Source organism: Bacillus sp. ME78, from assembly GCF_903970865.1.
In the GTDB taxonomy this organism is placed as follows: Bacteria; Bacillota; Bacilli; order Bacillales; family Bacillaceae_G; genus Bacillus_A; species Bacillus_A cereus.
Genome location: NZ_CAJCKK010000001.1, coordinates 78,511 through 104,955, shown reverse-complemented (window position 1 = coordinate 104,955; position 26,445 = coordinate 78,511). Strand labels below are relative to the sequence as shown.

Sequence of the window (26,445 nt, the reverse complement as noted above, 5' to 3'; positions counted from 1 at the left end):
CGAATCCTCCTAGTTTTATGTAAATTATTGATTTACTTTTACCATTGATGGGCGAATCACACGGTCTTTTAATTTATAACCTTTTTGGAATTCTTCCACAACCGCGTTTGATTCAAATTCACTATCTTCCACTTGCATAATAGCTTGGTGTTCATTAGGATCAAACTGTTTACCAACAGCTTCAATCACTTCCACACCTTCTTTAGTCAGCGCTTCTAACAATTGACGATGCACCATTTCCATACCTTGTAACAAGGATTTCGTTTGCTCATCAGTCGCTTCCACTTGCATTGCTCTTTCAAAATTATCAAGAGCTGGCAAGATGTCTGAAACTAGACTTTGTGCTCTATATTTTTCAGCAGCCTGTTTATCCATTTGGACACGGCGCTTATAATTTTCAAAATCAGCTTGTAGACGTAATGTGCGACCTTCCGTTTCCGTTAGTTTCGCTTGTAACTCATCTACTTTTTCTTGTAAAAGAGCAGCCTCACTTTTTTCTTCTACAGTTTCTTCACTGTTTTCTGGCGTGACAGCTTCTTCAACTTGCGCTTCTTTTACTTCTTCTACCACTTGTTCGTTACGCTCTTCCACAATATTCACCTCCTTAAAAGGTATTAGGTATCATGCATAGCATGATTACCTAAGCATTATATATTACACACAGCAATGAAAATTTCATCACTTGAGCGAATGTATTACTCTCATTTACTTTTTAAGTCCATCAGTAAATTGTCTCGTAAATAACTGTAACAAACTAATTACACGAGAATATTGCATTCTCGTAGGACCTAAAATAGCAATTGTTCCAAGTTGCTCTTCGCCGATCGAATATGTTGCAGAAATTAAACTGCAATCCTCCATAGCCGTCGAAGTGTTTTCCCTACCAATTTTCACTTGAATCCCGACTTGTTTATGACGCAAAATGTCATAAAATTCGGCTTCATTATCAATCATGGTAAGCAAAGATCTAACCTTTTGAATGTCATGGAACTCTGGCTGCGAAAGCATATTTGCTTTTCCTCCAAAGTATATCTTTTCCGATAACGGAACTTGAAATGTACCATCTAACATTTTTATTGCACTATCGTAATTATGAACATACCCACGTAAAACTGTAACAATCTCCTTAAAGATTTTATTATGAAGTTCTTCCATCGGTACGCCAGATAGCTTTTCATTTAAAACATTAACCATTTTTTCTAAATCTGATAAATCAACAGATTCCGGAACGGTAATCGTTTTACTTTGTACATGCCCTGTATCAGTTACAATAATAGCGACTGCAGTTTGACGATCAAGCGGCACAATTTGTACATTTTTAAGTTTATTTGTACTTAACTTCGGTCCAAGAACAATGGCCGTATAATTCGTAAGTTCTGATAAAATTTGAGCAGATTGCTGTGCAATTTTTTCCGCTTCAAAAATTCTTTCAGCAAATAAATCTTTAATTTGTACAATTTCAGCGTTCGGTAAGTTTTGCGGCGCTAAAAGATGGTCTACATAAAATCGGTAGCCTTTCTCAGAAGGAACACGTCCAGAAGAACTGTGCGTTTTTTCAATAAAACCTAATTCTTCTAAGTCCGCCATTTCATTTCGAATAGTAGCTGAACTAAATGTAATTTCATCTTTTTTAGCCAACGTTCTAGACCCAACAGGCTGCGCTGATCCAATAAAGTCATCAATAATTGTTTGTAAAATTAAGAGCTGACGTTCCGTAAGCATCTCATCATCACCTCTGTTAGCACTCTTTGTCTTTGAGTGCTAAATCTATTAATAACTTACCAAAATTGACATTCAATTGTCAACGGAAACGTCACGAAATAATGAAACTTTTTCACGCCTATGGAACATTTAATTAGTCAATCAAAAATGATTGGAATACTTCATTCCCTAATAATTTTCCTTTTCGCGTTAAACGCACATGTCCATTTTCCTCTTCAAGTAATCCTTGTTCTTGATTGCTTTGTAACTGCTTCGCGAAAACTTGATCCATCTCCACATTAAATTTATTGCGGAATGCCGTTTTAGAAACACCTTTTGTTTTTCGAAGTCCTAAGAACAGTTCTTCTTCCATTCTTTCTTTCTCCGTCACCTTATGAACATCTAAATACGGAAATCCTGTTTCATCAATTTTATTAAAATATTGCTTCAGCGGACCTACATTTTGAATACGTTCCCCATTCACATAACTATGAGCTCCAGCTCCAAAGCCATAATACTCTTCATTATTCCAGTATGTGAGATTATGTCTACTTTTATTGTCACCTTTTGAGAAATTACTAATTTCATACTGGTTATAACCGTGTTTCTCCATTTCATCCATTACCATTTCATACATTTTAGCTTCATGGTCTTCACCCGGAAGACGCAATTTCCCTTTATTCATTAAGTTATAAAACACTGTTTTAGGTTCCACAATTAATGAATATGCCGAGAAATGTTGTACACCAAGCGTAAAAGCAATGTCTAATGTTTCCTTCACATCTTCTATCGTTTGTCCTGGCAAAGCATAAATAATATCTACATTAATATTTTTAAAGCCTACTTCCTGAGCTTCTCGAATTGCTAGGAATGCATCTTCCCTCGTATGCTTGCGCCCGATTTTCTCAAGCAGTTCATCACGGAACGTTTGCACACCAAAACTAATTCGATTCACTCCACCTTCTAGTAGTACATTCAACTTCTCTTTCGGCAGATCTCCTGGATTCGCTTCAAATGTCAATTCACAATTCGGAGCAAACGGACGCAAATGACGATTAATAATCTCGAGTAATTTTTTTGTCTGTTCCATATTTAACGCTGTCGGAGTTCCACCGCCCACAAAAATCGTTTTCATACTATCAAACGGAACTTTTTGAACCGTATTTATTATTTCCTTCTCTAAATAATCTAAATATTGATCAACCGGTTGGCGTTCAATAAACACTTTATTAAAATCACAATAGTGACAAATGTGCTGACAAAACGGAATATGAATATATGCAGCTTGTACCAAATATAACTCCTACCTTTCTAAAAAGAAAACCTCCGCACTCCGGAGGATTCTCTACTTCTCTAACGTATTACGAATTTGTTCCATTCGCATTTTTCCCCAATCATACATCATTTCAACGATCGGTAAAAGTGACATGCCTAGTTCCGTCATATAATACTCAACACGAGGAGGAATTTCGGGATATACTGTTCGATCAACAATCCCATCTTCCATTAACTCTTTTAATTGGTTCGACAAAACTTTATGAGAAATGCTTGGGAATAACCGTTGTAATTCACTAAAACGATGAGGCCCTTCCACACCAAGATGCCACAGTATCACAACTTTCCACTTTCCACTAATAATAGAAAGCGTCAATTCCTTTTCACAATTAAAATTGCCATTTTGTATTTTATCTTGAATATCTTTTCGAATATTTTCGGACATTAACAATCTCCTAACTCTATATGAACTAAAAAGCTCTCTCATTATTGTAAATGAGAGCTGCTCAGATGTCTAAAAAGTAATTATACAGAAAAAAGAAGCCGCACAAACGACTTCTTTTTTATTTCAAATATTAGTTGTCATCCATTTTCAGTACAGCCATGAATGCCTCTTGTGGCACTTCTACAGAACCAACAGACTTCATACGTTTTTTACCTTCTTTTTGCTTATCAAGAAGTTTACGCTTACGAGAAATGTCACCGCCGTAACATTTTGCAAGTACGTTTTTACGCATCGCCTTAATTGTAGAACGTGCTACAACTTTATTTCCGATAGTCGCCTGAATTGGTACTTCGAACTGTTGTCTCGGAATTAATTCTTTTAATTTCTCTACAATTACTTTACCACGGTCATACGCTGAATCACGGTGTACGATAAATGATAAAGCATCCACTTGTTCATTATTTAAAAGAATATCCATTTTCACAAGTTTAGATGGTTTATAACCAATTAACTCGTAGTCAAATGATGCATACCCTTTCGTATTTGATTTCAATTGATCGAAGAAGTCATATACGATTTCTGATAACGGGATTTCATATGTTAATGTAACACGCGTTTCATCTAAATATTGCATATCAATAAACGTTCCACGTTTACCTTGGCAAATTTCCATTACAGCTCCAACATAGTCATTCGGAACCATAATTGAAGCCTTCACAAACGGCTCTTCTACACGATCGATAGACTGTGGATCTGGCATATTAGATGGATTATCAACAATAACATCTTCACCGTTTGTTAAATAAACTTTATAAATAACGCTTGGCGCTGTTGTAATTAAGTCAATCTTAAATTCACGTTCAATACGTTCTTGAATGATTTCCATGTGAAGAAGTCCTAAGAATCCACAACGGAAACCAAATCCTAACGCTTGAGATGTTTCTGGTTCAAACTCAAGAGCAGAATCGTTTAACTCTAATTTTTCTAACGCATCACGTAAATCGTTATAACGAGCAGAATCAATTGGATACAGCCCACAGAATACCATCGGGTTTAATTTACGGTAACCTGGTAACGCCTCTGCAGCTGGACGTTTCGCATGTGTAATCGTATCACCAACACGTGTATCACCTACGTTTTTAATAGATGCTGCTAAGAAACCTACATCACCTACTGTTAACTCGTCACGTTGCGTAGTTTTCGGTGTAAATACACCTACTTCTGTTACTTCAAATTCTTTACCCGTTGCCATCATACGTACTTTATCGCCAACTTTTACCGTTCCATTTACAACACGGATATAAGCAATTACACCACGGTACGGATCATATAAAGAGTCGAAAATCATACATTGTAACGGCTCTTCTGAATCACCTGCCGGAGCTGGTACTTTTTCAACAATTTGTTCTAAAATTTCTTCAATACCAATTCCAGCTTTCGCAGAAGCAAGTACCGCTTCTGATGCATCTAAACCAATTACATCTTCTACCTCTTGACGTACACGTTCTGGATCCGCACTTGGTAAGTCGATTTTATTGATAACTGGTAAAATTTCTAAGTTGTTATCGAGCGCTAAGTATACGTTCGCTAACGTTTGAGCTTCAATACCTTGCGCTGCATCTACTACAAGAATCGCACCTTCACAAGCCGCTAAACTACGAGATACTTCGTACGTAAAGTCGACGTGTCCTGGTGTATCAATTAAATGAAGAATATACTCTTCACCATCTTTTGCTTTATAGTTTAATTGAACTGCGTTTAATTTGATTGTAATACCACGCTCACGCTCTAAATCCATAGAGTCAAGCAACTGAGCTTTCATTTCGCGTTGTGTTAACGCATTTGTTTTCTCTAAAATACGGTCTGCTAACGTTGATTTTCCGTGGTCAATATGAGCAATAATAGAGAAATTACGAATTTTGGACTGTCTTTTTGCTCTTTCTTCTTTGTTCATCTATGTTCTCAACTCCTAATAGTCTCGCCAATATACACTAGCACTGATTATATCAATAGAGCAACAAAGATTCAATGAAAACTCGTGCTGCTTACGATACAAATCATTCTATCTATATCTTATGCGAATAAACCATAAGAGACAAACCCTTTTCAAATTTTAAAACGGTTGTCTTACAAATCAGTAAAACAACCATCTCCCATGCTACTCTTAGCTAAAAATCCCCTTTATTTTCCCAACAACTATATCCGTTCCGAACTTCGTCATTTCATAAGCTACACTTGCTACCGCCATCCCAATTCCTTCTACAACATTAAAACTTCTTAAACGTTCTAATTGTTGTTGTTTTTCTGAAGCTGAAAACGAACTACCCAAAATTTCTGATTCAGCACCTGTACTCTCTGTCCCTGTCATATGAGCTATTTGTTCATACGACAATTGCCGATAACCTTTCATACTTTTCAAACCATGATTAGCAAGTGACACTCCTGCTATCATCATAAGTAAACATAAAGCTACACTACATATACACAAAAGCGCAAAACGACTCAAACTATTATCATTTTTCTCCCTCAATGTGTATACGCTCCCGTATTATCTTGATCAATTTGATGATGCAGCGCTGCATTTAAACCACTCGCTATTACATTCGCCATATCCTCAATAAAAGTATCTACTTCTTTTGGGGTCACCATTAAGTTATGACCAAGAGGCGATAGCACTTCATAAATCAACCTTCTTTTTTCTTCTTCTTCTAACGTACCAACAGCACCTAAAAACATATTTCGGCTCTTTTCATCTGGCATATCTTCTTCTGTTAATTTTTTCTTTTCTCCAAATGAAAATCCCGCTGGTAACAAAGATCTTGAAGGTTTGTTTCCTTCTTTCATCTCTCGACCAAAATGTTTCAAAATAAAATCAATCGTATCACTTGTAATCGAAACTGCATCGACCACAGTCGGAACACCAATTGCGATAACAGGGATACCTAATGTCTCTTTACTTAGTTCCTTACGTTTATTCCCAACCCCTGATCCAGGATGGATTCCAGTATCAGAAATTTGTATCGTGCTATTTACTCGTTCAATAGAACGGGCAGCTAATGCGTCAATCGCAATTACAAAGTCTGGATTTGTCTTCTCAATAATCCCATAAATAACATCGCTCGTTTCGATGCCTGTAATCCCCATTACCCCCGGCCGAATTGCACTAACAGGCCTGAATCCTTCTTCTACACTTTCAGGCTGCAATTGAAACAAATGTCTCGTTACTAATACATTTTCTACAACTATTGGCCCAAGAGCATCCGGTGTTACATTCCAATTCCCAAGGCCTACAATTAAACAGCTCGCTTCTTTTGTAACACCAACCTCTTCTAAGAAATAAGAAAATTCTTTTGCAAAAATACGCTCCACTTTTTGTTGAAGTTCTGTATCTTGCTGACGTATACCTTGTACTTCAAGCGTTAAATAATTTCCAGGTTTTTTACCCATCGCTTCAGAGGCAGCTTCATCAATTGTTACTTTTGTAATTATAGTACCTTCTTCTTCCCTCTCTTTTACAATTACCCCCTGTATCCCTTTTTGTTCTTCTTGGCTTTCTTGCAACATTTGATGAGCTTCTACAGCAAGGTCAGTTCTAACGCTATATTTACTTAAATCCAATGGTTCTTTCATCGTATCTCCTCCGTAATTCATAGTAAATATCGTTAGATTTCCCAAAGTTATATAAGGTCATTCTTTCCTTTACGTGAAATTTCATGGATATACTATTGCAATTCTCTTCACCGTTTGATAGAATATCACTTGTTCTATGTAAGAATCGAGTCATTCGATTGCACCAGGGAGGTGAAAAGTATGGCAAACATCAAATCTGCTATCAAACGCGCTAAACTTAGCGAAGAGCGTCGTGCACATAACGCTTCTATCAAGTCTGACATGCGTTCTGCTGTTAAAACTGTAGAAGCTTTAGTTACTAATAACGATCTTGAAAATGCTAAAGAAGCTTTCAAAACTGCTTCTAAAAAACTTGACAAAGCAGCTCGTAAAGGTCTTATCCACCAAAACGCTGCATCTCGTCAAAAATCTCGCTTAGCGAAACAAGTAAACGCGTAAGGCGTTTAAAAAACGATCCATTTGGATCGTTTTTTTATATACAAAAAAAGTTCATGCACTAGGTACATGAACTTTTTTTGTGTCATCACATATGATTTAATCGCATTAAGAAAAACTCGAGCACAAGTTTCTTATCCATCTTTCCCGTCTTCATACTATAATCAGCTTCCGCTAATTCTATAATCACTTTTTTTAATTCTTCAAAAGAGAAAAATTTCGTTTGATTCATCGCCAATTTTACACGATACGGATGTACACCAATATGAGATGCAATTTGATTTTGCCCATAACCACGTTGCTGTAACTCTTTCACTTGATACAACAAACGGAATTGACTCACTAATAACGCAAGCAATTTAATCGGTTCTTCCTGCTGCGTAAATAATCCATCCAAAATTTGCATTGCACCTGCAATATCTTTTTTCACCACTTTTTCTGTCAAAGCAAATACATTTTGCTCAACTGATTTTGGCACAAGCTCTGCAACAAGTTTCGTCGTAATCTCTCCGCCCATACCAACGTATAACGTTAACTTGTCCATTTCCTTCGCCAACATCGTTACATTACTTCCCACAAGCTCTAGCAACAAACTAACAGCCGCGTTATCAATGTGCACATGCACTTCATCTGCCCGAGCAATAATCCACTTCTGAACATCCTGCACTTGCATCGCATTCGCTTCTACTACATCTGCTGTTTTCTTTAATAGTTTTGTAATTTTTTTTCGCTCATCAAGTTTTTCGTAAGGCGCAACAAAAACAAGAATAGAAAATGGAGAAGGTTCACCAATGTATTCTTCTAAAATTTTTATATTTTGCTCTAACTTTTCTTTTTGCGAAGTCAGAAATAGCGGTGATTTTATTAACAGTACTTTCCGCTCTCCAAAGAAAGGAAGCGTACGCGCATCCTCAACCACATCTTCTAAATATGCTTCTTCCAAATCGTATGTCACAACATTAAACTCTCGATCTTCTTCTTCAAGTGCTTCTGTCGCAATAAGCTTTATCGTTTCATTTATAAAAAAAGCTTCCGTTCCATATAGTAAATATAACGAAGCAAACTGTTTCTTTTTAATTTTTTTATGTATATCACTCATACTTTTTCCTACTCCCTAACTTGGCAATATATATTTATACTAATGCCCTAGCTTTTGTTTTACAAGTACAAAGGAACAGGCTGTATAACCCGTCCCTTTATTTATATTAAACGCCACGCAATAAGCCCCGGGTTTCTTATTGGTGTGCGGTAATCACCTTCCCTTTATTATTCACAATAAAAATTCGAGTATAAGTGCCAACTGTTAACATGCTTGGAAACAAAAAACTCACGTTACTTCATGATCTAAAAGTAGCAAAAAAGCTCATTTTCTCTTCATATGGAAATTGTAGATTTTTTTCTGACAATATTTTATACTAAAGTGGAATGTTGGGGAGGGATTCTAAATGAATGATTTTGAACAAAACGTTCAAAGTAAACGCAATGACGCTATTGATTCAGGGGTAGGATTTATCGTCTCATTTGGTTTTTTCGCAACACTTTTCATCATTGCAACTGTTATTAAATTTATCGGTTCTTAAAGACTGCCACTTCATGGCAGTCTTCTCTTTTTCACCTATTATATGTCTTATCGTATGTGATTTTACTTTGAAAGGTTCCATTTTCCCCTTTAAAAACATAGGAAATAGCACCTTGCTTGTCCGTGCGCCATATCGCACTCCCCATCTTCTCCAAACGCTCTATCACTTCTTTATGCGGGTGTCCATATCTATTCTGCTTACCAACAGATATAATCGCTACACGGGGCTGTATAACGTTCAAAAAAGACTCTATAGATGACGTGTTACTTCCATGATGAGCAACTTTTAAAACATCTACTCGCAAATTTGGATACGCAGATACTAAAAACTGCTCTCCTTCTTCTTCTAAATCGCCTGTAAATAGCCACGTCAATCCTCCAAATTTTGCCCATATTACAATTGAAGCATTATTTTCACTTTTTTCTTTTCCTTTTGGAGCTAAAACGAAAAATTCAGCTTCATTTACACTCCAACTTTCCCCTTCCCCCACTTCAGTTATTTTTATTTCCTTTTCTAATGCCTGTTTCTTTACTACTTTTTCTAATACTGCATCTTTTCCCTTCCGGCCAAACACAACTTCTTTTACAGGTATATATGATAATAATTCTTGCGCAGCACCTATATGATCTGCATCTCCATGCGTTACGATTAATTTATCAATTGTTTTAATACCTTCTTTTTGTAAATAGGGTATTAAAACATCATTTCCAACAGAAAATTCATGCTTTTTTTGTTGCCACTCTTCCTTATTGACACGAAGCGTTCCACCTGTATCAATAAGATAAACCCCTTTATCATACGGAAGGCGAATTAATATTGCATCACCTTGTCCAACATCAATAAATGTTACACTTCCACTTCCTCTAAAATATGGATATACATAATGACACGTGCTAATAAAAAGAAATATACTCACAACTATACAAACCATTTTTTTCGGCGCTCTCCTTTCCCAAACCATCAATATACTGACAATACTCGCGCAATATACAGCTACAAGATTGAAGGACGTTTTCCCGAAAATAAGCTGGTTAAATGGTAAACTTTCACAATAACTTAGAAAAACATTAGACATACTCAAGCCTATTGATAACACATCCGCAAATCCTTTTGCGAGAAACGGGACAATTGGCATACACAGTAAAATAATAATGCTACATGGTAATACAATGATAGATAAAAACGGAACGTATAAAAGATTGAGGAAAATGCTATATGGAGAAAAATAACCAAAGTGATATAACAAAATCGGAGTACTAACGAGCTGTGAAATGATAGAAATATAAATAGAATTTCGGATTACTCCGTTGCTACTCACTAACAATAACGGAGCAGACAAAAGTAAAGCGAAGCTACCTACAAAAGAAAACTGAAATCCAATATTAAAAACAAGATAAGGGTCATATATAAGCATACATATAGCTGTTACACTTAAAGCATCTAAACTAGATAAACGAATCGAGCACATAAAAGCAATCAACGTCAAAACTCCTGTTATAGAAGCCCTTATAACAGAGGGTGACGCCCCTGCTAAAACCATATACAAAGGAATACAAATGATAAGGTAAATTGTTGCTACCTCCCTCGTCGCACCACTTCTTAGCAAAATAAAATATACTATCACCATTAACAATACAATGTGCGAACCTGAAATTGCTAACAAATGTACAAGACCAAACTGTTGATATTGCTCTTCCACTTCAAACGTCATTTGTTGTCTATCACCAAATAGTAACGCATTCATAAAAGCACCTGATTGCTCTGGAAACATCTCTGTAACTTTCGAGATTACTTGTTGCCTCAAAAGGAGAATCCGTTGCATGAGCGACAGTGATGTTTTATAGCATTCAGAAATATATGTAGCCTCAAATGTGAAATGAATATGTTGCTTGTATAAATAATCACGGTAATTAAAACCATGAAAATTCCGAGCTGTTTGCGGTTCTTTCCTCTCACCCTCGAATACACATGATATCCCTGCGTATAATTGTTGCATTTTTTCCTTTTCCAAGGCTGATTTTATTCTATAACTTAACTGCACTATATTTTTATTGTGATCTTCAAACTGAAAAGATAGGCGATCTCCATTAACAAGCGGTGTATTTTGTATAACCCCTCTTGTAACTCCATAGGACTCTCCTAGAGACTTATTCCACCCTTGAACATAGGAAGTGTATATAGCGCCACTAAAGCACGCTACAATGCAAAAAAAGAAGGTTTTACGAGAAGTGCGATATAAACAGAAGAAAACATTTAAAAAGAGGCAAAAAACTATCAATAAAAGTGACGAGGAAAAGGCAATTGCAATCCCTATTATAAACGAGATTGCAACATACCCCCATTGTTCCTGCAACTTATACTCACTCCTTATAGCATCATTTTTGCTTTCGTGAATACATGCTGTAATTCTTCCATTGATAAATTATCTTTTTCTAAAGACGCAAATAATTCTTTTAACTCCGTATAACGTTTTTGCTCCTCTAATGCAGCGATATCATATTCTAGCGGAACGTGCTTCACTGTTACATTCGCTTGTTCAAATAATTCTATGGCGTATGGATGATTTTTATAATCCTGCGCATAATAAACCGCTGTAATACCACTTTGAATAATTGCCTTACAACATTGTAAACAAGGGAAATGCGTAACGTAAATTTCTGCTTCCTCTGTTTTCGCACCAAACTTGGCACATTGTAATAAAGCATTCATTTCGGCATGAATTGTCCGAACACAATGATTATCGATTACGTAACAACCATCATCTATACAATGTACGCCACCTTTAATCGAACCATTATATCCACCAGCAATAATTCGTTTATCGCGAACGATTGTCGCTCCTACCGCAAGCCTTGTGCATGTACTACGTAACGATAGTAGATGGCTTTGCGTCATAAAATATTGATCCCATGAAATTCGTTCCATATTTTTCACCTACTTTTTTGTCTACTTGTAGTGTAGCGAAAGAAGAAAAACTTCGTCAATCTTTTATGGAATAATAATTTGATCTTTTATCTTTTCAAGAGACTTCGCACCAATCCCATCAATCTCTAATAAATCTTCTATTTTCTGAAACGGACCATGCTCTTCTCGATATTTCAAAATACTTTCTGCCTTTCGAGAGCCAATCCCTGTAATTTTTTCCAATTGCTCTTTCGCTGCTGTATTTATTCGAATCTTGCCATCTTCCTTAGAAGAAGTAAACATCCCTTGTTCTGGCTCATTTTTACTCGGTATATAAAGAAGCATTTGATCTTGTACAATTTGTGCTAAATTCACTTTTTTCATATCTACTTCTGATAAAAAACCACCAGCCTTTTGAACCGCATCCTTTACGCGATCTCCTTCCTTCATTTCATATACCCCTTCTTTATTAACCGCTCCTTTCACATCAATTATAATTGTTCTTTTCTGTTCCTTTGTATCCGATATTTTCGGTTTACCCTTTTTTTCTATCTCCTTCTCTTGCACATTCATTGTAATAGGCGTTCGTTCTACACTCTGATTCGTTTTCCAAAAAACAAGAAAAAGTAAAGTTCCAATAATAGCTACTAAACCTAACCACTTTTTCGGAAAATCCCACATCATTTTACACCTCTAATCATAAATTTATAACATCATTCATATTGTTTAGGAGAAAGCTGTTACGAAGGAGGGATGAAACTTTGAACATAGGAATTATAGGGACAGGAAACATGGGGAATATACTAATCGATGCATTTTTAGAAACCCGTGCTGTCAAACCTTCGTGCCTTACAATCATTAATCGGACGCCTGCCAAAGCATATCACATAAAAGAAAAATACCCTTCTGTTCATATAGCAAAAACAATCCCGGAAGTAATCGAACAATCACAACTTATTTTTATTTGCGTTAAGCCGATAGATATATACCCTATCCTAAAAAAATACGCTGAACATTTTTCTGATGAAACGTGCTTAGTTTCTATTACAAGTCCAATATCTCCATCACAATTAGAGACTCTCGTACCGTGCCACGTCGCACGTATCATTCCAAGTATCACAAATCGCGCCCTCTCTGGCGCCTCACTATTTACATTTGGAAATAATTGCTCTGAAGAATGGCAACAAAAACTACTTCGTCTATTCAAAAATATTTCTACACCTCTTGTAATAGAAGAAGATATAACACGTGTTTCATCTGATATAGCAAGTTGCGGTCCTGCTTTCTTTAGTTATTTACTACAATGCTTCATTAACGCTGCTGTAGATAAAACAAATATTACACACGAAGAGGCTACTACTTTAGTAAGTGAAATGGTCGTGGGGATGGGGAAATTACTTGAAAAAGAAATCTTCACATTACCTACCTTACAAGAAAAGGTTTGCGTGAAAGGCGGCGTTACCGGGGAAGGCATTCGGGTTTTAGAAGAACACGTTGGAGATATGTTCCATAAGTTAATCGAGCGAACACATGAAAAATTTGATGAAGATTTAGAATGCGTTGATCAGCAATTCAATAAACACACATAATAAATACGTCATTTTCATTCCAAATCCTTTTTATAAATACTTACTTTTTTACAATACATTTTCACTTCAACTACTATTCCCACACTTTACGCATACGATCTTCAGATTATGCTAGAACTAAAAATACATCTTCTTTATAAAACAAAAGCAACCTTCTCGGTTGCTTTTGTTTTATTTATTTTATCCGTTTTTCTTCGCCATGAAGAAAATACGCTCTGTTTGTTCTGTAACTTCAAGTCGCTCAAAATCACCTGTTACACGAAGAACTGTAAAACCTGCTTCTTCAAGCCATTTCGTTAACTCTTCCACTTGATATGCACGTTGCACGTGACATTCGTCAAACCGATGGTACACATCTTCTTCCGGATCTTGAACAAAGAATGTCAAATCATGCTCTACACTATTTGATTCTTCACCAGGGAAGCAATTCCAAATAAGAGATATTTCTTCTCCATTCACTGTATACGTTTCATTTTGAAATACATGATGTATTTTATATAAAGAATGTACATCAAATAAAAACAAACCATCTTGACGCAAATGGTGAAACACTCTTCTAAATGTTTCTTGTACTCCATCTTCTTGCAATACATAATTTAATGAATCACAAAAGATAGTGACACAGTCAAACTCACCTGGAACATCAAGCTCTCGCATGTCTTGTTGGTAAAAAGGAATAAAGTATCCCTCTCCTCCTAGTTTTTGCTGAGCGACTGTTAACATTTCTTCTGAAAGATCGACACCTATTAAATCGTAACCCTTTTGCACAAGCGGAAGGGTTACATTACCCGTACCGCATGCTACATCAAGAATTTTTGCCTCTTTCATATCTGCCTGCTGCAGGCTTTCCTCTGTGAATTCTACCCATTTATCATAAGGGACATCATTCATCAGTTCGTCGTACAACAATGCAAATTGTTCGTATTTCATTGGCCTAGCTCTTCTGTTATATCTTCACGTGGCACATCGCCCCATAGACGCTCTAAATTATAGTGATTACGCTCATCTTTATGGAATACATGGGCAACTACATCTCCAAGATCAACTAATACCCAACGTGCTTCGTCAAAACCTTCCATACGTTGTACGTCGATTTGGAACTCATGTGCTTTTGATTTAATTTCACGTGCAATTGCTTGCACTTGTTTATCTGAATTACCGTGACAAATAATGAAATAATCTGCAATTGGTGAAATACCTTGCATATTTAGGACAACCATATCTTCTGCTCTTTTATCATCAGCTGCTTTTGCCGCTAACACTAATAAATCTTTATCGTTCATTTACTCATTTCCTCCTTGATAACTGCATTGTATGTTTGGAATGTTAATGGATAAATCGTCTGATTTTTTTCCATTAAAAATTGAATTGTTCTCTTTAAGGCAAATAATAAAGCTTGATTTATATCCGTATATGCGAGTTTACGAGCCTCTTCCACACCTGGAAACTTTCGCCCTGGCTCAATGTAATCAGCTACATAAATCACTTTATCTAACATCGTCATGTTCTCATGACCACTTGTATGATATGTAATAGCCTGCAATATTTCAGAATCCGTAATGCCTACCTCTTTTTCTACTAAGTATGCCCCAACAGGCGCATGCCACAACTCTTTATTATAGCAAAGTAAATCTTTCGGCAAATCTTCACGTTTAATAATCTCTTCCATCTCTGAAATTGCTCTACATTTCGCATAATCATGGAATATAGCTGCCATCTCTGCTTTTTTCTCGTCCACACCGTATAACTTAGCAAGCTCAATCGCTGTCTCCATTACACCAATTGTGTGTATATAACGTTTTTCATGCATTTGTTGTTTGACAATATGAAGTGCATTCTCACGATTCATACAACCCATTCCTCTCGATATATACCTGTACTTTTTCAGGAAGTAAATATTTACACGTTTTCTTCTCCTTATATCTCTCACGTAATAAGGATGAAGAAACTGCAAATTCCGGAATTTCCACTGTAGTAATCTTATATGGTGTATGCAATGTATACCCAGGTCTTGCAACTCCAACAAATGTTACAAGATTAAGTAAAGCTTCAATGTTATACCACTTCGGTAAATACTCAACCATATCCCCACCGATAATAAAGTGAAACTGCACATCCGGATACTTCTTCGTCAATTGTAACATAGTGTCATACGTATAAGATGGGCCCTTCCTGCTTAGCTCTTCTAAACAAATAGAAAAGTGTTCTTCTGCCTCAGTCGCAAGCTCTAACATATGTAAACGACTTTCTATACTTGTAATATTACGTCCTTGTTTATGTGGCGGAATCTGGTTTGGCAAGAACCATACTTCTTCCAATTCCAAAGCGTGATATACTTCATTTGCAATTAGCAAATGTCCATAGTGAGGCGGATCAAATGTACCGCCAATGATGCCAATTTTCCTCAAAAGAAACGCCCCTTCCTTTTACATACAGCAACTCTCCTTGGTTAGGAACGAAGAGAGTTGCTATTAATAAAAGTTCAATTGGTTTCGCTCTCTACATCATTACGCATCAGCGATAAAAAATAGCGCATGCTAATCTTTTTATCGAGGAAGCTTAATTTGTTTATTTTCTCTTGATTCTTTGTATAAAACGATTGTACTTCCAATTACTTGAACGATTTCAGCACGTGCACCTTTTGCAAGTTCTTCCGCAACCTCACGGCGATCAAATTCACAGTTTTGTAATACACTCACTTTAAATAGTTCACGAACTTCTAACGCTTCTCCAATTTGTTTTACCATATTTTCATTTACTCCGCCTTTTCCTACTTGAAAAATTGGTGTTAAATGATGTGCTTGTGCACGTAAAAATCTTTTTTGTTTTCCTGTTAACATATATGTTAGCCTCCAAGCTTTTCTATAACTAATTGTTTCATTCGATCAATATTTGGTACACGTCCTGTCCACATTTCAAATGCAAGTGCTCCTTGATAAACAAACATATCAATACCATTTTGAATGATTGCACCTTGCTCTTTTGCCTCACATAAAATTTTCGTTTCAAATGGATTATAAATTATATCTGATACAATCGTTCCTTTTTTTAACGAACACATTTGTAATGGCGTATGTTCGACGTGTGGATGCATACCTATCGTTGTCGTCTGAATGATAATATCATAATTTCCTTGTTCTTCTGTCGCTTTTTCTAACGACAAAGCAACAGAATTAACATCGGCCGTACGTGCAGCAATAAGTTCTTTCGCCTTATCTACTGTACGATTGGCTACATCAATCTCTTTTACACCTACATCAGCAAGAGAAAAATAAATAGCTCGGCTAGCACCACCTGCACCAAGTAACAAAATACGTTTCCCTTGAAGTGGTTCATTACTAATTGACTGCAGCGCTCGAACAAAACCAATTCCATCTGTGTTGTAGCCAATTAACCTTCCATTCTTATGAACCACTGTATTTACTGCACCGATTTTCCTTGCCAATGGATCAATCTCATCCAAATACTCCATGATAGCAACCTTGTGCGGAGTTGTTACATTAAATCCTGAAATACCTAATGCTTTTAAACCTCTTACTGCTTCCCCTAGCGCTTCCTCTTCAACAAGGAATGCATGATAATGGGCATCCATATTCAAGTGTTCAAATGCATCGTTATGCATAACGGGTGATAATGAATGTCCAATTGGATTTCCGATTACACCATATAATTGTTTCATAAATCCCTCTCCATATTAAATTAAAGATTTACGTAGTGAAACACTTACTCCTTTTGGTACGTGTGCAACAATTTTCGCGCCTGGTTCGTTCACAGTAACCCATCCTAATCCAGAGAATACAACATCCGTCTTTGGTTCACGAATATTAAATTCGTATTTCACTAACTCAGGCATATTTGCTAATTCTTCTGGTGTTGGCGGGCTTAGTAAATCTCCAGCATGATTTTTATATAATTCATCTGCTTTCTCAAGCTTTGTACGATGGATTGTTAAACGATTCGAGAAGTGACAAGTAAACGCACGACGACCACCACTTACATAATCAAAACGTGCCAATCCACTAAAGAATAACGTTTGTTCTTCATTTAATTGGAATACCATCGGCTTAATTTCTTTTGTTGGTGTAATAAGCTTTAAGCTTTGCTTCCCAACATAATGAGCCATTTGGTGGTGGTTAATAATACCTGGCGTATCATATAAAGAAGATTCTTCGTCTAATGGAATATCAATTAAATCCAGTGTTGTTCCTGGGAAATGAGATGTTGTAATTACATTTTCAGTCTCATCACTAAATTCTTTAATCATACGATTAATAAATGTCGATTTCCCTACATTCGTACATCCAACAACATAAACATCTTTGCCGCCGCGATAATACTCAATAGCATCTGCTAGTTCAGCAATTCCTTGTCCCTTCGCTGCACTAATTAAAAAGACATCTTCTGGTTTTAATCCTAGCTGCTTTGCACTATAGCGCATCCAATGTTTTACTTTATCATGTTTTACTGACTTTGGAATTAAATCAGCTTTATTTCCAACAAGTAATACTTTATTATTTCCTACGAAACGATGTAAGCCAGGTAACCAGCTACCATTAAAATCAAAAATATCTACAATTTTGACTACTAATGCATCTGATTTTCCAATTCCATTTAAAATGCGTAGGAAGTCATCATCTGTTAACGATACATCTTGAATTTCATTGTAATGCTTCAAGCGAAAACAACGTTGACAAATGACTTGTTCTTTCTCTAAAGATGAGGTAGGAGCATACCCCACTTCGTTTTTATTTTCTGTTTGAATTTCTACACCGCAACCAATACATTTAATTGTTTCAGTCAAACTTTATTCCTCCCAGTTAATTAAACCTTTTTTCTTCATATTTTTCATGATTCTTCGTTCAATTTTTCGATTAAAGCGCGTCACTAATCCGTCCGTTTGTGCTACCGGTACAACTAAAATTGTATGAAGCCCTACTCGGTTTCCACCAAGCACATCAGTCAGTAACTGATCTCCAATTACTACAACTTCCTCTGCCTGCAGATGCATCTCTTGTATCGCACGCTTAAACGCTCGAACAAATGGTTTACGTGCACTATGAATAAATGGAATACCTAATGGGTCAGCAAAATCTTTTACACGTTGCTCATTATTATTTGAAACAACCGTTACTTGGATGCCTTGCTCTTTCATTTTTAAGAACCATTCTTCAAGTTGCGGGGTTGCATTTGGACGATCCCATTCAATTAAAGTGTTATCTAAATCAGTAATAACACCTTTAATCCCACGTTTTTTTAAATCTTCTGGTTGAACATGATATACATTTTTCACGTATTCATTTGGTAAAAATAGCTTCAATTTCTTTCACCTCTTTGAGGATTTTTCATAAAATTTTTCGACAACATTTTTCGATATATAACCTGTGGATAAAATTGTACACATTTTCCACATTAATCTTTCAGTTAATTTGGAATTTACTAACAAACTATACACACTTTATCCACCTAGGTATGTGGATAACCACTCGTTTGTGACTGTCATACTTTTTTGGTACATTAAATGCATCAACGAATCAATCCTTATATTATTAGGAGGTGACTCACCTTGAAAACAAAACATATGGAACAGTTATCCACTGAGTTACTCACTGAGTCTTATTATAAAGCAAAAGAACTAAAATTAAATCCCGACTTCATTTTACTTATAAAACAAGAAATCATTAGACGCTCATTAGAGGACAAGCTTGTCAAATCTTCTTGATTACATATAAAGTGAAAGTTTAATCAGCCCGTACCAATCAAACAGTTACAGGATACATTATTGAATGCCCTGTAAAAAGAGCCATCCTACGATGGCTCTCGAATAAACAAGTACTCCCATCTAGGGGATTTCATCATTAAGTATCTTTGCCCATAACTCTTACTTACGGTTATAAAAGCTTTTCTTTATTTATGAGCTAATCGAGTAGCTATTTTTTCACCAAGACGCAGCTCTTGTCCACTCTTTAATTCCTGCACTACTTCTATCATATCTTTTTCAAACAATAACACAACTGTTGAACCAAATGTAAAGTATGCCATTTCTTCACCTTTTTGAACAGTGTCTCTCTCATGCAAAAGCTCAATACTATTAACAAACATGGCCCCTACTTTTACAAGAGCCATATGTTCGCCATCACTGCTTACTTCTGTAACAGAACGATAATTTTTTGACAGCGGTTCTTTCCCGTATTCCATACCAGCTGCATTTACCGGATACGATTTTCTACCGAGTACAAATCTTTCAGTCACAGAACCAGAAAGCGGACTATGAATGCGATGATAGTGACTTGGACTCAAATAAATTACCATATATGTACCGCCTGCATATCGCGTTGCACGTTCTTCATTACCTAGCATATCCACAATTGAATAGCGTTTTCCTTTAATATCAAATGTTTTTGTATCCTCAATAGGACCATGATCTGCAAAAACACCATCAACAGGACTAACGATACTCGATGCATCTGTATCAATACTACGCTTTCCTTCTTTTAGCTTACGCGTAAATAATTCATGCAATGTTCTATATTCCTTCAAACCCTTTTCCATCTCATCTTGATTAATTTGAAAAACTTTCGCATACGATGGAATAATGATAGAGCTCAAACGAGATTGTGCAAATTTACGTAATATATAAGAAGTAAAGCGACCATTTGTAAGTTCTATCATAAGTCGATATAATGTACGTCGCAAATTGCGAAACCCCCTAATCAGTCTATAACTTTAGTTTTCCCTTATTTTCTTTCTATATCATACGTAAAATTGGTTCTTATTCCCACATATCATATAAAGCAGCCTTATTATACATACAGAAAACTAAGTATGGTATTATTCTTAAATTATTTAGCACCTTCTAATATTACAGATAGAATCCGTCATTTTCAACAGTGAACATGTATTTCTTCTTAGCATAACGCGTTTTCTTTTCTTATTTACAATAAGAAAAGCAGCCTATTTTAAAATATGGCTGCTTCTAATACACTTTACTCTTTCGCTTTTTTCTCTTTCTCTGCCCTTACAAACTCGTGGAACATTTTCATTAAAGCACGCTTTTCGATCCGTGATACGTAACTTCTAGAAATGCCAAGCGCCTTAGCTATTTCCCGCTGTGTTTTCTCCTTATCTAGCCCAAGTCCAAAACGTTTCACAATCACTTCTTTTTCTCTTTCGTCTAAAATATCGATATACTCTTTAATTTTTTCTAACTCCATACTAAGCTGAATCATATCAATTACATCTTCAGACTCTGATTTTAATATATCAATAAGCGATATTTCATTGCCCTCTTTATCTTGCCCGATCGGATCATGAAGTGAAACATCTTTTTTCGTTTTCTTTAGTACACGTAAATGCATCAAAATTTCATTTTCAATACAGCGTGCTGCATACGTCGCAAGCTTCGTTCCCTTTCCTGCAGAATAGCTCTCGATCGCTTTAATGAGCCCGATCGTACCAATTGAAATTAAATCTTCTGCATCTTCTCCTGTGTTCTCAAATTTTTTAACGATATGAGCTACAAGCCGTAAATTATGTTCAATTAAAAGATTTCTCGCTTGAGCATCACCTTGCTCCATTAACTCTAAGTACTTTCTCTCATCATCTGATGATAACGGCTGCGGAAACGCATTATTTTTCACATAAGAAACAAAGACAAACACTTCTCGAACCATATATCCAATTGCGGCGAATAGACTCAAACCTTTCACCTCCGCCAAAATAGTGGTCTTTATTATGTGTATGTGGGCTTGAGGTTGTTTGTGTCTGTACAGTATATTTATAAAACTCAACACTTCCAACATTTAAAATATTTTATTGTTATATTATAATTATATAAAATTGTTATTTATATATGAATATGCTATTAAAGGGGAAACTATTCATGCTTACATTAGATCGATTATTAAATGTAACAATTTATTTAGGGGTATTTTTACTTTTCATTTCGTTCATTACTTTTGTTATTAAGAGAGGGCCTGATTTATTATTTTTTCAATTTGGAATTTCTTTGTTTTTTGGAGCTCAAATTATAATTGGAATGAAATTTTTTCATAATTATGGTTTCTCCTTTCACTCAAAACTAGAACTACTTATCTTTATTTTCTATGTAATTGGATTTATTACATGTATACTACTGTTCTTTAACTTTCAAAATCCGTATCGAATTTTTTTATTAATTTGTAGTTTTTTATTTTTAACTGGATCCAATTATTACTTTAAAGAAACATTAAATTTTAGTAAAAAAACTCCAAAGCAACATAAAACTTTTTTAAGTACACAAGAAGACTCTTTTCCAAAAGAAGTCCGTAAATTTTCAGAGGATTACAATAACATAATAAGGAATGATTTTTATGAAATACCGATGATTCCTACTGAATTACAGATTACAAGCAAAAAACATTCTTCCCATAGTACATCTTTCTTAGTTGAACTTTATAATAGCGAGAATGAAATTACTGATGACTCTGTACAATTAACTCCATCAGACCGTTTTTATATACTGTTAAATACACAAAAAACAAAAATATCAAAAATAGTATATGAAGGGCAAAATTTTTTCACATTAACAGTCACACTAAAGGCTCTTAATTTACAGCAAGAACCAGAAATTCATAATATGTTTTTAGAAATAGATAAACGTAGAGCGATGAATCTTCTCAATTTTGAAATTAAAGCCCATACTAAAGAATGGAAAGTAACATTTAAAAGTGATAATTCTTCTTCCAATCTTCCTATCACATTTAATTTTGAAAAACGAACAGACAAATTATAAAAATAAAAAGAGTTATTTTCTTTGAAAAATAACTCTTTTTACTTTACTTACTCCAAATCTTTCTCCCAGTTTGGGCATCAATATAACGAATTTCCCGACTACAATCAAAAGGTTCTTTATGTTTTTCATCTGTCGTTTGTTTGTACAGTAGTTTGTATTTCGTTTCCTCTGCATCATGATCTACAAACCATTCTAATTTAACTCGGATAGCCTCTCTGTATATTTCTAACGCTTTTTCTTTTGTTACTTTTGGTGTTGTTTCATATGTAAGTAATTCTTTTATAAAGTTGCCAGACTCTCCAGAGTAGTGCATCACAGCACCATTTTCTGCATTGATGTTGATCATAATATATTTCCGCTCTACATGAATGTCATTTACATAGATTGAAAAGGAAAACCTCTCTATCCCCTCTTCCTCCTCATAATTATCCCAAAGTTGAACATACTTTGTCGCATCTGGGATAATATGCTCTAAAAATTGAAGTGCCTTGCTTAAACATCGCTCTCTTGATAAGATTGTTTTCCTTTTTTTCTCATCCTTCCACATAAAAAAAGAAAGCAATTGATTTGTTTCTTTATCTAGAGTAATTACAACGAATTCATCATGTTTCAACATTGGAAAATGTTTTTTATAAAACTCATCCATTGAATATGAATCCTTCTCTTCTATTTCTTTTTGTAATTCTTCTTTTAATACAAATTTTATCCGGACTTCATCCTCATCTACTTTTTCATCTATTTTGACAAACTTCCCCTTGTCCCAATCAAATAAATCAAACACATCTTTTTTTTGACTACTCTTTAGCGGTTTATCAACAAGTACTGTAGAAGGTAATTTATAGTGTTCTGGCCCATATAAATCTTTACCTGTACTTGCATCAATAAACGCATGACTAGGCTCTGGTTCATATACAAGATGGTACCCTTTTACTTCTTCCCCGTTTTCATACTCACATGAAGAGTATGTTAAATCTACAAATACAAGTCTCATATCTTGTCTAGCTTTCAAATTTTCTAAAACGATATTCTCCCCAACAATTTCACTTGGCCATAACGGTTTTTTCTCTATGGCTTTTTGTCCATTGTAATGAAAATGCACAACATTACCTGAAGGGTGCACTTGCACAACACACCCAGTATTCGGCAATGGATAGCTATTCACTTCTTGCATATAATTTACTTCTTTCCAACCGCGCCTGTCGTCCTTAACCGTTACATATGTATAGAATTCATATCCTTCTTTTGTATATTTTTTTAAGAATGTATTTGCAACCTCTCTTGCTTTATTCTCCTCTATCGCTCCCTTATCACTCGAAAAAGAATTTCCATCATCTATCCTAAATTCAATTAAATTACCAGTATGTCTATTTAATGTAATTTGTATCTGTTTCTCCTCATCATCTTTATGTCCCCACCATAATAGATGATACGGGTCATCAACCCCTTCTTGATCATCTACAACAAGCCTATATTCATCTGGAATTTCAATAATATGAGCTACGTGCTCTTTTCTTTCTTTATCTTTTTGATTCACCATACCCTCTCCTTCGTTACAATTTAAGGTAATTATAACAAAGAAAACCAAAACTTATTAACAAAAAAAGACTAGAGATATCTCTAGTCTTCTACTTCGTCTCACGATGTAACGTTACTCGCTTTAATCGTGGACAATATTTTTTTAGTTCGATGCGTTCTGGATTGTTTCGTTTATTTTTTTTAGAAATATAATTACGATCACCGCACTCCGTACAAGCTAATGTAATATTTACACGCATAGGTAATTCTCCTTTCTTTCAAAGATCGCAAACTAAAACGTAATGATTACGATTTATATATTATAAAACTTCATTCTATTTGTCAATTGCAAAAACAAGAAGATTCTATTTAGAATCCCCTTGTTTTTATAGTTAAATAAATTTTATTAAAACGATTCGTATGTAACAAACTCACTAATTGGCTTTCGATATCCTCTTGGACGAACTTTAGTCGTATCACTTTTCCCTATCGTAATCATTAAAACAGGTATTACATGCTCTGGCATATTTAATTCACTTTGTACTGCTTTTTCATCGAAACCAATCATTGGACATGTATCATAGCCATAATATTTAGCTGCGTACATAAAAGTCATCGCACTTAACGAAGCATTTCTAATCGCTTCATCCTCCATGAAACGCTCTCCTTTTCCTTCATATAAACCTTTCGTTTGCCTAATGGTATCTTCATATTCGCATTCATCAATCATTTTTAAAACTTTCATACCGAAGTAAATATTTTCAACATTTTGGTATGCTCTTTTATCACCACAAACGAGCACTACCGCTGATGCACTCGATACTTTATATTGACCGAACGCTAATTCTTTTAATCTTTCTTTTCGCTCTTGATCACGAATTACAACATAATGTGTGTGCTGCAAATTATAGCAAGATGGAGAAAGATTAGTTAACTCAAATATTTTTTTAAAATCCTCATCAGGGATTTCTATACCTTGTATAAATTTCATTGCAGAACGTCTAGCAATTGCTAATTCTTCAAAGTTCACCGTATATCCTCCTTAATAACTATAAATTTAAATATACATTAATTTATACAAATGGATAAATCAAATAAAAACACTTTAAATCCGAATAATAATTATGATTAACAGCAAAAAAGACAAAAAGCTGAAACAATTAGTTCATACGAAATTCACACGAATCTATTACTATAGAAATTGTACATAGTGAACTTATTAACAATCACGTTTATTTATATAGAATCTTACTCGAAAGGAGTTGAAAGTATGAAAACTAAATATCGCTTTATGATCTCATCATTTGCCGCTTGTGCTTATATGATTTGGTATTTAGTATAATAACAACCTCACTTGTAAATAGGAAAAGGTGTGTATATAAAATGGAATATAATCAATCAACAGTTAACTACTGGAAAGCTTTTGTATTACCATATACATTTGCTTTAGAAGAGTTAAAAACTAAATTTGAAATTATGAACCGGGAAGCTCAATTTTTAGAGGATTACAACCCGTTTGAACATATAAAAACAAGACTAAAGCAACCTGAAAGTATTATTAAAAAGCTGGAACGTAAAAATTTATTACCGACAGTTGAAAATGCCCAAACGCATTTACAAGATATTATTGGTATTCGTATTACATGTTGCTTCGTAGAAGATATTTATCATTTAAAAGAAGTCATTCAAAAGCGTGAAGATATGGAAATCATAGAGGTAAAAGATTATATCGCTAATCCAAAGGGAAACGGTTATAAAAGTTTACACATGATTATTAAATATCCTTTATCACTGAATTCTGGTACAAAAGATGTATTTGCAGAAATTCAGTTACGTACACTGGCAATGGACTTTTGGGCAAGTTTAGAACACAAACTTTATTATAAATATGAAGGGAAAATACCGGAGTATTTAAAAGATGAACTACATGATGCAGCAATGAAAGCTGAAGATCTTGATAATAAAATGGCCACAATTCGTCAAGATATTGATGATATTGAGGCATGCTCAAATCAAATTATGCTACCACTATAAAAAAAGGTTCTCGCCAATGAGAACCTTTTTTGTACCATTTTTTAGAAGTGCGACTCCTACACTTATTAAAGTTTCACGTTATTTTTTCTCTATCGTGCGAACCTCTTCAATCTTCCATTTCTCATCTTCTTTTCCAAGAGCGTACTGTACTTTCTTTTGAAGAGTGACACTATCGTCTACTTCCTTTTCTTTCGTTTCAACAATAACATACCCTACTTTACTAGCTTTCATATCTATATGTTCCAATTCAATCTTCTTATTTCCCTTTTGAAATGCGGCTTCTTTTTGTGTTTTTAAGTCTTCAGCACTAGGCATCTTCTTTGAAAATAACTCCATATGTTCTGCAAGATTTTTTTCATTCGTCGTTCGCACAAATGTAGTAATAACATCTTGAATAGATTTCTCTTCTTCTTTTGTTATTTGTACCTTTTCCTCAGATTTTTTAGTAGTAGATTTTTGTTCTACGTTATTCTCTTCTTGTTGACATCCAACTAGTAATACTACAAACACTAGAAAGAATCTTAACTTTCTAAATAATTTTCCCATATTCCCAACTCCTAAAAAGAA

Annotated in this window: 31 protein-coding genes; 6 read left to right on the top strand and 25 right to left on the bottom strand. The window is 35.0% G+C overall.

What is annotated here, in order from left to right; translation table 11 throughout:
- Positions 1-24 precede the first annotated feature (24 nt).
- The 7 genes from grpE to gpr form a co-directional block, all read right to left on the bottom strand.
- Positions 25-591 carry a nucleotide exchange factor GrpE gene (grpE, locus tag H6481_RS00555; protein WP_000392711.1) on the bottom strand — a complete coding sequence of 189 codons (567 nt, stop codon included), beginning with the start codon at positions 589-591 and terminating at the stop codon, positions 25-27.
- 114 nt (positions 592-705) lie between these two features.
- Positions 706-1,722, bottom strand: a complete 1,017-nt coding sequence (gene hrcA, locus H6481_RS00550; RefSeq protein WP_000954942.1) for a heat-inducible transcriptional repressor HrcA — start codon at positions 1,720-1,722, stop codon at positions 706-708.
- A 133-nt stretch (positions 1,723-1,855) separates the two neighbouring features.
- Entirely contained in the window at positions 1,856-2,995 is a 1,140-nt protein-coding gene (gene hemW / locus H6481_RS00545) for a radical SAM family heme chaperone HemW (RefSeq protein WP_000249436.1), read from the bottom strand.
- Between the two features lie 51 nt (positions 2,996-3,046).
- Positions 3,047-3,421, bottom strand: a complete 375-nt coding sequence (locus H6481_RS00540; RefSeq protein WP_001293539.1) for a helix-turn-helix domain-containing protein — start codon at positions 3,419-3,421, stop codon at positions 3,047-3,049.
- A gap of 130 nt (positions 3,422-3,551) precedes the next feature.
- Positions 3,552-5,375 (bottom strand): elongation factor 4, encoded by a 1,824-nt coding sequence (gene lepA / locus H6481_RS00535; protein WP_001030948.1) that lies wholly within the window; start codon positions 5,373-5,375, stop codon positions 3,552-3,554.
- A 210-nt stretch (positions 5,376-5,585) separates the two neighbouring features.
- Positions 5,586-5,951: a YqxA family protein gene (locus tag H6481_RS00530; protein WP_098976532.1), complete on the bottom strand. Its 366-nt coding sequence runs from the start codon at positions 5,949-5,951 to the stop codon at positions 5,586-5,588.
- On the bottom strand, positions 5,948-7,051 hold the full coding sequence (gene gpr / locus H6481_RS00525) for a GPR endopeptidase (protein ID WP_000662644.1): 1,104 nt from the start codon (positions 7,049-7,051) through the stop codon (positions 5,948-5,950). Before gpr ends, H6481_RS00530 begins: the two co-directional genes overlap by 4 nt.
- Positions 7,052-7,231: 180 nt before the next feature.
- Between gpr and rpsT the strand changes: the two genes are divergently transcribed.
- The gene (rpsT, locus tag H6481_RS00520; protein ID WP_001274012.1) at positions 7,232-7,489 is read left to right on the top strand and encodes a 30S ribosomal protein S20; all 258 of its coding nucleotides are present in this window, start codon (positions 7,232-7,234) and stop codon (positions 7,487-7,489) included.
- Between the two features lie 85 nt (positions 7,490-7,574).
- Here rpsT and holA read toward each other — a convergent pair whose 3' ends face one another.
- Positions 7,575-8,585, bottom strand: coding sequence for a DNA polymerase III subunit delta (gene holA / locus H6481_RS00515; protein WP_182810909.1), 1,011 nt, complete (start codon positions 8,583-8,585; stop codon positions 7,575-7,577).
- A gap of 346 nt (positions 8,586-8,931) precedes the next feature.
- Here holA and H6481_RS00510 point away from each other — a divergent pair, with 346 nt between their 5' ends.
- Positions 8,932-9,066, top strand: coding sequence for a YqzM family protein (locus H6481_RS00510; RefSeq protein WP_000997609.1), 135 nt, complete (start codon positions 8,932-8,934; stop codon positions 9,064-9,066).
- 31 nt (positions 9,067-9,097) lie between these two features.
- Here H6481_RS00510 and H6481_RS00505 read toward each other — a convergent pair whose 3' ends face one another.
- The 3 genes from H6481_RS00505 to H6481_RS00495 form a co-directional block, all read right to left on the bottom strand.
- The gene (locus tag H6481_RS00505; RefSeq protein ID WP_182810907.1) at positions 9,098-11,419 is read right to left on the bottom strand and encodes a DNA internalization-related competence protein ComEC/Rec2; all 2,322 of its coding nucleotides are present in this window, start codon (positions 11,417-11,419) and stop codon (positions 9,098-9,100) included.
- Between the two features lie 14 nt (positions 11,420-11,433).
- Complete coding sequence (locus tag H6481_RS00500; protein ID WP_000439773.1) at positions 11,434-11,991, bottom strand: ComE operon protein 2; 558 nt, start codon at positions 11,989-11,991, stop codon at positions 11,434-11,436.
- Positions 11,992-12,054: 63 nt separating this feature from the next.
- Entirely contained in the window at positions 12,055-12,654 is a 600-nt protein-coding gene (locus tag H6481_RS00495) for a helix-hairpin-helix domain-containing protein (RefSeq protein ID WP_053563636.1), read from the bottom strand.
- A gap of 77 nt (positions 12,655-12,731) precedes the next feature.
- On the opposite strand from H6481_RS00495, the gene comER reads away from it, so the two are divergent.
- A complete protein-coding gene (comER, locus tag H6481_RS00490; RefSeq protein WP_053563635.1) occupies positions 12,732-13,559 on the top strand; it encodes a late competence protein ComER in 828 nt (275 codons plus the stop codon).
- 180 nt (positions 13,560-13,739) lie between these two features.
- Here the strand turns inward: comER and H6481_RS00485 are convergent, their stop codons facing one another.
- From H6481_RS00485 to H6481_RS00450, 8 genes are all read right to left on the bottom strand, one after another.
- Positions 13,740-14,489 (bottom strand): class I SAM-dependent methyltransferase, encoded by a 750-nt coding sequence (locus tag H6481_RS00485; protein ID WP_000873069.1) that lies wholly within the window; start codon positions 14,487-14,489, stop codon positions 13,740-13,742.
- Entirely contained in the window at positions 14,486-14,842 is a 357-nt protein-coding gene (gene rsfS / locus H6481_RS00480) for a ribosome silencing factor (RefSeq protein ID WP_000998173.1), read from the bottom strand. The genes H6481_RS00485 and rsfS overlap by 4 nt, the downstream gene beginning before the upstream one ends.
- The gene (yqeK, locus tag H6481_RS00475; RefSeq protein WP_001078478.1) at positions 14,839-15,408 is read right to left on the bottom strand and encodes a bis(5'-nucleosyl)-tetraphosphatase (symmetrical) YqeK; all 570 of its coding nucleotides are present in this window, start codon (positions 15,406-15,408) and stop codon (positions 14,839-14,841) included. Before yqeK ends, rsfS begins: the two co-directional genes overlap by 4 nt.
- On the bottom strand, positions 15,398-15,967 hold the full coding sequence (gene nadD / locus H6481_RS00470) for a nicotinate-nucleotide adenylyltransferase (RefSeq protein WP_001226037.1): 570 nt from the start codon (positions 15,965-15,967) through the stop codon (positions 15,398-15,400). The genes yqeK and nadD overlap by 11 nt, the downstream gene beginning before the upstream one ends.
- A 138-nt stretch (positions 15,968-16,105) precedes the next feature.
- Positions 16,106-16,399: a ribosome assembly RNA-binding protein YhbY gene (gene yhbY, locus H6481_RS00465; RefSeq protein WP_000955227.1), complete on the bottom strand. Its 294-nt coding sequence runs from the start codon at positions 16,397-16,399 to the stop codon at positions 16,106-16,108.
- A 5-nt stretch (positions 16,400-16,404) separates the two neighbouring features.
- The gene (aroE, locus tag H6481_RS00460; RefSeq protein ID WP_000812072.1) at positions 16,405-17,238 is read right to left on the bottom strand and encodes a shikimate dehydrogenase; all 834 of its coding nucleotides are present in this window, start codon (positions 17,236-17,238) and stop codon (positions 16,405-16,407) included.
- A gap of 15 nt (positions 17,239-17,253) precedes the next feature.
- Positions 17,254-18,360, bottom strand: coding sequence for a ribosome biogenesis GTPase YqeH (gene yqeH / locus H6481_RS00455; protein WP_000140807.1), 1,107 nt, complete (start codon positions 18,358-18,360; stop codon positions 17,254-17,256).
- A 3-nt stretch (positions 18,361-18,363) separates the two neighbouring features.
- Positions 18,364-18,876, bottom strand: coding sequence for a YqeG family HAD IIIA-type phosphatase (locus H6481_RS00450; protein ID WP_000765307.1), 513 nt, complete (start codon positions 18,874-18,876; stop codon positions 18,364-18,366).
- Between the two features lie 246 nt (positions 18,877-19,122).
- On the opposite strand from H6481_RS00450, the gene H6481_RS00445 reads away from it, so the two are divergent.
- Positions 19,123-19,278: a sporulation histidine kinase inhibitor Sda gene (locus tag H6481_RS00445; protein WP_000850094.1), complete on the top strand. Its 156-nt coding sequence runs from the start codon at positions 19,123-19,125 to the stop codon at positions 19,276-19,278.
- 185 nt (positions 19,279-19,463) lie between these two features.
- Here H6481_RS00445 and H6481_RS00440 read toward each other — a convergent pair whose 3' ends face one another.
- Both H6481_RS00440 and sigK read right to left on the bottom strand, forming a co-directional pair.
- On the bottom strand, positions 19,464-20,252 hold the full coding sequence (locus tag H6481_RS00440) for a phosphatidylserine decarboxylase (protein WP_001255000.1): 789 nt from the start codon (positions 20,250-20,252) through the stop codon (positions 19,464-19,466).
- A 290-nt stretch (positions 20,253-20,542) separates the two neighbouring features.
- Positions 20,543-21,256 (bottom strand): RNA polymerase sporulation sigma factor SigK, encoded by a 714-nt coding sequence (gene sigK, locus H6481_RS00435; RefSeq protein ID WP_000051382.1) that lies wholly within the window; start codon positions 21,254-21,256, stop codon positions 20,543-20,545.
- Positions 21,257-21,408: 152 nt separating this feature from the next.
- On the opposite strand from sigK, the gene H6481_RS00430 reads away from it, so the two are divergent.
- Positions 21,409-22,329 carry a hypothetical protein gene (locus tag H6481_RS00430; protein ID WP_003271732.1) on the top strand — a complete coding sequence of 307 codons (921 nt, stop codon included), beginning with the start codon at positions 21,409-21,411 and terminating at the stop codon, positions 22,327-22,329.
- Between the two features lie 43 nt (positions 22,330-22,372).
- On the opposite strand, the gene H6481_RS00425 is transcribed toward H6481_RS00430, so the two are convergent.
- The 3 genes from H6481_RS00425 to H6481_RS00415 form a co-directional block, all read right to left on the bottom strand.
- The gene (locus H6481_RS00425) at positions 22,373-23,866 is read right to left on the bottom strand and encodes a YcdB/YcdC domain-containing protein (RefSeq protein ID WP_182810906.1); all 1,494 of its coding nucleotides are present in this window, start codon (positions 23,864-23,866) and stop codon (positions 22,373-22,375) included.
- Positions 23,867-23,954: 88 nt separating this feature from the next.
- Positions 23,955-24,104, bottom strand: a complete 150-nt coding sequence (gene rpmG, locus H6481_RS00420) for a 50S ribosomal protein L33 (RefSeq protein ID WP_001265617.1) — start codon at positions 24,102-24,104, stop codon at positions 23,955-23,957.
- A gap of 146 nt (positions 24,105-24,250) precedes the next feature.
- A complete protein-coding gene (locus tag H6481_RS00415; protein WP_182810904.1) occupies positions 24,251-24,874 on the bottom strand; it encodes a nitroreductase family protein in 624 nt (207 codons plus the stop codon).
- 353 nt (positions 24,875-25,227) lie between these two features.
- Between H6481_RS00415 and H6481_RS00410 the strand changes: the two genes are divergently transcribed.
- Positions 25,228-25,878 carry a GTP pyrophosphokinase family protein gene (locus H6481_RS00410; protein ID WP_000456213.1) on the top strand — a complete coding sequence of 217 codons (651 nt, stop codon included), beginning with the start codon at positions 25,228-25,230 and terminating at the stop codon, positions 25,876-25,878.
- Between the two features lie 78 nt (positions 25,879-25,956).
- On the opposite strand, the gene H6481_RS00405 is transcribed toward H6481_RS00410, so the two are convergent.
- Positions 25,957-26,424, bottom strand: coding sequence for a hypothetical protein (locus H6481_RS00405; RefSeq protein WP_089171778.1), 468 nt, complete (start codon positions 26,422-26,424; stop codon positions 25,957-25,959).
- Positions 26,425-26,445: the final 21 nt, after the last annotated feature.